Raw genomic sequence first — 7,848 nt, forward strand, 5'->3', positions numbered from 1 at the left:
CACCGCCGGGGACACCAAGGTGGACCTGACCAACTTCACCATCGACCCGGGCACCTCCAAGCTCTACGGTGACGTCGCGGTGAACGGCACGGTCGCGGCCAAGCAGGCCTACATCTTCAACCTGGACGGCTCCACCCTCAAGCCCCTCGCGAAGGCCGGCGACACCGCGGTCCTGGAAGGCACCCGCGTGCTGATCTCCGACACCGCCGCCGGCCTGCTGAACAAAACCTTCAAGACCGACGCCGTGAAAGCCGACATGCTCGTCGGCATCGCCAAGATCACCGTCAACACCAAGTAACACCCCACTAAAATAGCCAGGTACGCCACGGATCCGAAGGGTCCGTGGCGTTCCCGGCTCTAAAGCTAGGCTGGTCCATGGGGCCACGGAATGGTGGAGTGATCAAGAAATGCTGAAGTCCAACCCGCAGAAGCTCACCGAGGCGTTGGCCGCGAGGTTCGCTTCCCCAACCCGCAGCTCACGTCTGACAGTGGTCGTCGGCCGCTGGCTCGGGATCAGTTTCACCATCTGCTTCCTCACGGGCCTTTTCAGCCACGGACTCCAGAATCCGCCGTCCTGGATGTTCTTTCCCACCAGCCCGTCGTGGATCTACCAGCTGACCCAGGGACTGCACGTGACGGCCGGCATCGCTGCGATTCCCTTGCTGCTGGCCAAGCTGTGGTCCGTGTACCCCGAGCTGCTCAAATGGCCGCCGGTTAAGTCCTTGGTCCATGGCCTGGAGCGTGCCTCGATTGCCCTCTTCATTGGCTCGTCGCTGGTCCAGCTGACCACCGGGCTGATCAACACCTACAAGTGGTATCCCTGGCCGTTTCCGTTTCGCGAGACCCATTACTGGCTTGCATGGGTCATCTGGGGATCGCTCCTGCTGCACGTAGCGGTCAAACTTCCGGTCATAGCCTCGCACTGGCGTGCGCGGTCCACGGAGGAGGTAGCGGGAGGGGCGGCCGACGGCGGTGTTCCCGGCGTCGAGAAGTCTTCCGGCGCCGCCAGTCCCGGGCGCTGGTCCCGTCGGGCATTCCTGACGGGCGTGGCGGCGGCGACGGGGACCGTCGTCCTGACGACGGCGGGACAGTCGTTTTCCTGGCTCGCACCGCTGAACTTCTTCGCCCCGCGCAAAATGGGCACGGGACCGCAGGGGGTGCCGGTGAACAGGACCGCTGCCGCTGCCAACGTCACTGAGCTGGCCAACTCGGCCGGCTGGTCCCTCCAGGTTCGCCATGGAGCCACCAGCCGTGAATTCAGCCTCGCGCAACTCAAAGCGCTGCCCCAGCACACCCACGAACTTCCCATCGCGTGCGTGGAGGGCTGGAGCCAGACGGCGGCATGGCGCGGGGTCAGGGTGCGGGACCTGGTCAACGCAGTGGGGGCTCCGGCCGGATCCACCCTCCGCTTCACCAGCCTGGAACCAGAGGGCGCCTACCGGCTGATGACCATGGCCCCAGAGTACGCCCGGGACGAGAAAACACTCGTGGCCCTGGAACTCAACGGCTCGGTACTCGACCTGGATCACGGATACCCGGCCAGAATAATCGCCCCCGGGCGGCCCGGGGTGCTGCAAACCAAATGGCTGCAAAGCATGGAGGTCTTGTGAAAGCGTCGGATAGTGTCAGAGTCGCACGCGCGGTGCTCGGCGCCGTGGGTGTGTCACTGCTGGGCTACGGACTGCTGGGCCTGCCCACGCAGTTGGGGCCGTCACAGTTGATCGGCCTGCTGACGTGGATGGCTGTTGCGGTCCTCATCCATGACGGCGTTATTGTGCCCCTCTCCACCCTCGCCGGCGCGGGCCTGACACGGGCCGGATCCACACTGCAGCCGGTGTCGGCCGCAGTGCTCCGAGGCACCCTGCTGACAGGCGCCGTAGTGACCCTGGTCGCAGCGATCCTGGTGAAGGCCCAGTCCGTTGCGCGGGGCACCACAGTCCTCGAGGCCGACTACGCGGCATCCCTTGTGTGGTTCTTGGCAGTCTTGGCGATCGCGTCCGCAGCGGCCATCTTCGCGCTGGAACGCCGCGCCAGCCTGCCAGGACGCATTCGTCGCTAGCGCGGTGGCTGGGCACTTCCGGCAGCGTTGCCGCTGCCGGAAGCCCAGACGCCCCGGCTTTGGTCAGACCTGCTCGCCGCGCAGGGGGGCCGTGGCAAATTCCCGCATGCCGTCCTCGAACCCCACGGCCGGCGCCCAGCCAAGTTCAGCCTTGATCAGCTCCGAGGACGCTGTGACGTGGCGGACGTCCCCCAGCCGGTATTCCCCGGTGACCACCGGAGCAGGACCCGCACTGTAGGTACTCAGCGCGGCCGCCACTTCGCCGATCGTCCGCACCTCGTCCGCGCCGACGTTGTAGGCGCGGAAGCCCGGGCCGCCGCCGTCGGACAGGGACTCGGCGGCGGCGATATTTGCTGCCGCCACATCCCTGACGTGGATGAAGCTGCGGCGCTGGGCGCCGTCTTCAAACACCCGCGGCGCCTCGCCGCGGGCCAGTGCGGAACGGAACAGGGAGGCGACGCCGGCATACGGCGTGTTTTTGGGCATCCGGGGTCCGTAGACGTTGTGGTAGCGCAGGGCCACCGCCGAGCCGCCGGTGCTCCGGGCCCACGAAGCTGCAAGGTGCTCCTGGCTCAGCTTGGATGCGGCATAGACGTTTCGCGGGTCCAGCGCAGCGCCCTCCGTGATCATGGCCGGGACCAGGACCGCCCCGGTTTCAGGATTGCGGGGATCAAAGATGCCGGCGCGCAGATCAGCCTCCGCGCGCGGACCTGGCCTGACCGGCAGGCCTGTTCCGGCGTCGGCATAGGCGCCCTCGCCGTACACCACCATCGAGGAGGCCAAAACCAGCCGGGTGATGCTGTGGCGTTCCATGGCGGCAAGCAGGATGGCCGTCGCGAAATCGTTGTTGCGGATATAGTCCGGCGCATCGGCGAAGCTCACGCCCAGGCCGACTTTCGCACTCTGGTGGCAAACCGAGTCGATTCCCTGCAACGCCGCGTCAACCGTGGCCGGATCCGTCACATCTCCGGTCATCAGTTCCACTCGGGGGTCAAAGACGGGTTTGTGCGGATGGAGTCCGGGGTCCAGCGAGTCCAGGACCCGCACGGTCCAGCCTCTGGCCAGGGCTGCTTCGACAACGTGGGAGCCGATGAAGCCCGCGCCGCCGGTGACGAGGAATTTCATCAGGCCCCCGCTGCTACGCGCACCGGAGGCAGCGCCATGATCCTGCGCACGGCCTCCTGGTCCATCAGCGGCCGGGCGGAGTAGCCGTCACTGATTGCGGCGACGGCCGTTTCGAGGACGGCCAGTACACTTTCCTGGGCATTCTTCAGCCGCGCGAAGACCGCGCCTGCCGTCACAGGCTCAGAGCCGTCGTGCCCGGTGTCGGAGTCAGTAACAAAGGCCAGATTGGCGAAGCCCATGTTTAGCTCAGCGGCGAGGACGGGTTCGGGGTACTGGGTCATGCTGATGATGTCTGCACCGCCGGAGACATACCACTGCGACTCGGCTCGTGTGGAGAATCGTGGCCCATTGATCACTACCACTGTTCCCTGCGGGGCGTTGGGCAGCCTGTGCGCCGCCAGCGCGGCGTGCAGATGCGAACGCAGCGTCGGGCAGAACGGTTCGGACGCCGGCAGGTGCTGGACGCCGGCGGGGGCGACGCCGTCGGCCGCAGTGCCGTCAAAGAATGTGTCCGCTCGCCCCCAGGTGCGATCAATCAGTTGATCCGTGACGACGAAGGTCCCGGGCCCGAATCCTTCCCGCAGTCCGCCCACGGCCGAGGACGAGAGGATCGCTTCGACTCCGAGGCTCTTGAGGGCCCAGAGGTTGGCCCGGTAGTTGATTTTCTGGGGCGGAAGCGAGTGTTCCCCGCCGTGACGGGGGAGGAAAGCCACGCTCTGCCCGGCGACGTCAGCGAACGTCACCGGCCCTGAGGGCCGCCCGTAGGGCGTGTCGACGTCGACGGTGGCACGCACCGTTGCTCCTGGGAGCCGGTAGGTGCCGGATCCGCCGATAATGCCGATGCGGGTGTGAGGGGTGCCGGGGAATGGTCTATCCATGGTGAAATCCTGCCACTTGTCGGAACTTGTCGGAACTTGTCTGTTCGTGTCTGGGCGAGCGGTATAGCCGTCATCGTGCTCCGGCCGCGGGGTGGACCGCCTCCGCCTGGAGCCCCTGGCGGGCGGCCAGTGAAAGCCCGCCGCGGCGCCGCAGCCACGCCCCTGCTGCGATGGCGGCGGCCGCCAGCAGCAGGACACCCTGGTTGAGCGGCTCGCTATAGGGGGCGACCGAGGGGACCATGTAGATGACGTCCAGGGCGAGGATTACTCCCACGTACTCCCACCGCTGGCCCAGGACGACGAAGGGCAACAGCATCAGCGCATACCAGGGGTAATTCGGGCTGACGATCAGCAGCGTCAGTCCGATCATTGCCGCCTGCTGCTCCCAGTGGTTCGCCGCCGTGGTCCGCCGCAACACCGTGAGCGTAACGACGGCCAGGGCCGCTGCGCTCACGACCGGGACCCAGGGGCCGGCAGCGACGAGTTGAGCGAGCCCGAACCGGATCCCGCCGCTCTGGCTGTAGCCCTCTTCTTTGAGGTAGCCGGGCAGGAAGCCGAGGACACCGGTGCCTGCGGCGGCCAGATAGGGCACATAGAGGAGCGCGAAGGTCGCCACTGCGGCGGCGATGAACCGGGCCGGGCGCCTGAACAACAACGCGGGGGCCGCGATGACCGGAATGAGCTTCGTTGCCACCGCGGCTCCGAAGGCCATGCCGGAGCGCAGCGGCTTTCCCCCTGCCAGCAGCATTCCGGCGGCAAGAATGAGGGCACCGCCCAGAAGGTCGACATGGGCGTTGTTGATGGCCTCAAGCTGCACGAACGGGCTCCACCCCCACACTGCGGCCAGGTAGAGGGGAAGGCCCCGTGTGCCGAGGGCGCGAAGCAGCATAAGCGTCACGGCGACACTGATGAGGAGCCCGCCCAGCTGGAACGGAAGGTATCCCACCCCATCTGGAACGGCCGCCCGCACCCCGAAGAAATAGATCTCCGCGGTGGGCGGATAGATGGTGGGCACGTGCGGGCGGTTAATGGCCGTGCACAGCGGAGCCCCGGACGGATAGCCAAAGGCGGCGACGGACTCCGTGCCAAACAGGTCCTTGGCGCACGCCGGCCTCCCATTGTTGTCCAAAGCGCCGGGCGCGAACAGCCAACCCGGCCTCAGGGCCGCCAGCGTCTCATCAACAGGTACATGCGCATAGGGGGAGACTCCCGCCTTCTGAACGATCCCGTCCCACGCGTAGCGGGCCGAATCGTTGCTGGTCCGGGGCGGTGCGCTCACCGCAACAGCGCCGAGTAATACCGTGCCCGCAACGATCACGGCGCCGATGTGACGCTGTGGAAAGCGCCTGAGGACACCCAACGCCCCGAGCAGCACGAGCCACGAGATGCACGTACCGACGATGGGCGCGGATTCGAAGGGATTTCCCGGCAGCACCATCCACCACAGCACGGCCGCGCCCACAAGGAACAGCACGGCCAGCGCCATGTAGGTCCCCGCCCTGTTTCCGGGTTCACGGGCGGGGGAGGGTGCGGCGGTGCTCACGCTGTGATCCTGTCCCTCGCGTTGGCGGGTGAGAGGTGGCAAAAGACGCGGCCCTGAAGGTGTTGGATGGACGTCACGGTCCACCCGCTCCGCCCGGCCCGGGACTCAAGACCCCCGATGCCCGTTCTGGCCCACCGGAAAGGTTCGCTTTCGTTTCCGGTTGCGTCCTCCAACACGGCCGAATAGACGGTGTCCAGATTTTCGTCGGCTTCCACTTCCACCAGCAGAGTCCCTTGCGGCGCAATGAGCTGCCGGCACCGGCGCAGCAGGGATGTGACGCTTCCGCCGATCCCGATGTTCCCGTCGAGCAGGATGAGGGATTGCCAGTGGCCGGCCTGGGGAACAGGCGCGAAGATGGATTGTTCGAGCGCGCGGACTCCGCGACCGTGTGCGCGGCGGACCGCCTCGGCGCTGGTATCGATGCCGAGGGCGGTCAGGCCCATTCGCTGGGCAGCGACCAGCAGCCGGCCGGGACCGCAGCCGACGTCGAGCACGGGCCCGTTAAGGCTGCGCAGCAGCGAACTCTCCAGCGCGCTGGCCTCCTCGCACCAGCTGCGGACATCGAAGTCCACAGGGGCTGCTGCGTGGTGCTCGCTGTCAGGGCGCAGTGTCAGGGTGCCGGATCCCTCCGCAAGGGCCCGGGCGTACGGCTCGCGGCGCCCTTGGCCAAAGAGATCCAGCGGTGCCAAGCCACTCGCCGTCACGGGCGTGCTTCATCGGTAAGAACGACGCCGCGGGCAATGGCTGCGGCTGTCTCCACGGCAAGCGCGAAGGCGGTGCCGGGAAGCTCGGCCGCGATCGCGTGTGCATCACTGAAGTAGTCCATGTCCCGCAGTTCGGGCAGCATCCCGACGCTGAGGCCGGCGGCACAGAGCCTGGCGTGCTGTTGGGCCCCGGTGGTGTCCGTGGACATCGGCACGCCCCGGATCAGGGCTCCGTCGGGCTGGCGGAGCGCGAGGCCCCAGAAGCCGCCGTCGGAGGCCGGTCCGAGCCAGGCGTCACGGCGTGCCGTGACGGTGCCCCAATCATCGAGCAGCGCTGCCACGTGGTTCACGGAGAATTGCGGGGTGTCCATGCCGATGATCAGCAGCGGACCGGCTACCCCATCGCAGATGGCGGCGAGCCGTTCATCCAGGCCACCGGAGGCCTGATGCACCACGGTGAAGTCCTCCGCGTCACCGGCCGTCGGAGTTCCGTCCATGACCAGGAGCCGGGTCCGTGCCGGGAGGAGCCGCACGGTTGCCAGCGTGCGGCTGAGACTCAGCTGCGCGAGGTGAGCGGCGCCTTCGGGCGTCAGGGGCGGGCTGAGCCGGGTCTTGACCTGTCCGGGAAGACACTGCTTGGCGATGACGGCCACTGTCAGATCAATGGTGTTGTTGGGCATACTCATGATTCGTTACCGGTGCGCTTGAGGACCGGTGCGGAACCCTGGGCTGCCGCGGCTGCCTTGAGCTGAACAGACATGTCCCGCACAGCGGTGAGTGTCCCGCGGAGCGTGCCCGTCACCTTCGATTTGCCCGTCCGCGGCGCATACGGCACGGGGAGCTCGATGATGTTCCAGCCGCGCAGGCTCGCCTTAAGGAACATCTCCAGGGGGTAGCCGCTGCGCCGGTCCTGCAGCCCCAGGGAGAGCAGCTGGAGGCGGCGTGCTGCCCGCATCGGGCCGAGATCCGTCACGCGTTCACCGGTCAGGCGCCGGAGTTGCCAGGCCAGCACGACATTGGCCACGCGTGCATGGACGGGCCAGGAGCCGCGCTGCGGCTGGCGGCTCCCCAGCACGAGATCCGCGCTGCCGCCCATGACCGGGGCGATCAGTGACGGCAGCTGCGCCGGGTCCAGCGAACCGTCGCAGTCGCAGAAGGCAACGTACTCGGCTGTGGAGGCCAGCAGGCCAGCATGGGCGGCAGCGCCGAATCCCCGTCGCTCCTCCCGGACCACGGTGGCCCCCAGACTCGCCGCGAGCTCAGCGGAACCATCTGTGGAGCCGTTGTCGACGACGATTGCCCGGTACCCTTCCGGCATGCGTGCGAGCACCCACGGCAGGGCGCCCCTTTCGTTCAAGCACGGCAGAACGACATCAACCCGGGCTTCGGTCATTTCAGTCACCTTTCAAGACTAAGGCCGTCCGGGGGAACTCCTCGGGGGCCACGTCGGTCTGGACATGGAAAAGTGCCACGGACCTCCAAGGGAGGAACCGTGGCACTTCCCGCCGGTGCAGACTAGATCTCCGGCAGGTTTTCCTG

At 67.2% G+C, this 7,848-nt stretch carries 8 protein-coding genes and 1 pseudogene; 3 read left to right on the forward strand and 6 right to left on the reverse strand.

Annotated features, from left to right (window positions below; translation table 11 throughout):
* From BJG92_RS04185 to BJG92_RS04195, 3 genes and pseudogenes are all read left to right on the forward strand, one after another.
* Positions 1–298 (forward strand): annotated as a pseudogene (locus tag BJG92_RS04185) (hypothetical protein); the annotation flags it as partial.
* Positions 299–407: 109 nt separating this feature from the next.
* The gene (locus tag BJG92_RS04190) at positions 408–1,610 is read left to right on the forward strand and encodes a molybdopterin-dependent oxidoreductase (RefSeq protein ID WP_232082767.1); all 1,203 of its coding nucleotides are present in this window, start codon (positions 408–410) and stop codon (positions 1,608–1,610) included.
* Complete coding sequence (locus tag BJG92_RS04195; protein WP_232082768.1) at positions 1,607–2,059, forward strand: hypothetical protein; 453 nt, start codon at positions 1,607–1,609, stop codon at positions 2,057–2,059. Before BJG92_RS04190 ends, BJG92_RS04195 begins: the two co-directional genes overlap by 4 nt.
* Before the next feature lie 63 nt (positions 2,060–2,122).
* Here the strand turns inward: BJG92_RS04195 and BJG92_RS04200 are convergent, their stop codons facing one another.
* The 6 genes from BJG92_RS04200 to BJG92_RS04225 all read right to left on the reverse strand — a co-directional run bounded on the left by BJG92_RS04200 (position 2,123) and on the right by BJG92_RS04225 (position 7,702).
* On the reverse strand, positions 2,123–3,184 hold the full coding sequence (locus BJG92_RS04200) for an NAD(P)-dependent oxidoreductase (RefSeq protein ID WP_232082769.1): 1,062 nt from the start codon (positions 3,182–3,184) through the stop codon (positions 2,123–2,125).
* The gene (locus BJG92_RS04205; RefSeq protein WP_232082770.1) at positions 3,184–4,062 is read right to left on the reverse strand and encodes an MTAP family purine nucleoside phosphorylase; all 879 of its coding nucleotides are present in this window, start codon (positions 4,060–4,062) and stop codon (positions 3,184–3,186) included. The genes BJG92_RS04200 and BJG92_RS04205 overlap by 1 nt, the downstream gene beginning before the upstream one ends.
* 70 nt (positions 4,063–4,132) lie before the next feature.
* A complete protein-coding gene (locus BJG92_RS04210; protein ID WP_232082771.1) occupies positions 4,133–5,605 on the reverse strand; it encodes a glycosyltransferase family 87 protein in 1,473 nt (490 codons plus the stop codon).
* Positions 5,602–6,309 (reverse strand): bifunctional 2-polyprenyl-6-hydroxyphenol methylase/3-demethylubiquinol 3-O-methyltransferase UbiG, encoded by a 708-nt coding sequence (locus BJG92_RS04215; RefSeq protein WP_232082772.1) that lies wholly within the window; start codon positions 6,307–6,309, stop codon positions 5,602–5,604. The genes BJG92_RS04210 and BJG92_RS04215 overlap by 4 nt, the downstream gene beginning before the upstream one ends.
* Complete coding sequence (locus BJG92_RS04220) at positions 6,306–6,989, reverse strand: DUF2064 domain-containing protein (RefSeq protein WP_232082773.1); 684 nt, start codon at positions 6,987–6,989, stop codon at positions 6,306–6,308. Before BJG92_RS04220 ends, BJG92_RS04215 begins: the two co-directional genes overlap by 4 nt.
* Positions 6,990–6,991: 2 nt before the next feature.
* Positions 6,992–7,702 (reverse strand): glycosyltransferase family 2 protein, encoded by a 711-nt coding sequence (locus BJG92_RS04225; protein ID WP_232082817.1) that lies wholly within the window; start codon positions 7,700–7,702, stop codon positions 6,992–6,994.
* Positions 7,703–7,848 lie beyond the last annotated feature (146 nt).

This window comes from Arthrobacter sp. SO5, from assembly GCF_020532805.1.
GTDB lineage: Bacteria > Actinomycetota > Actinomycetes > Actinomycetales > Micrococcaceae > Arthrobacter.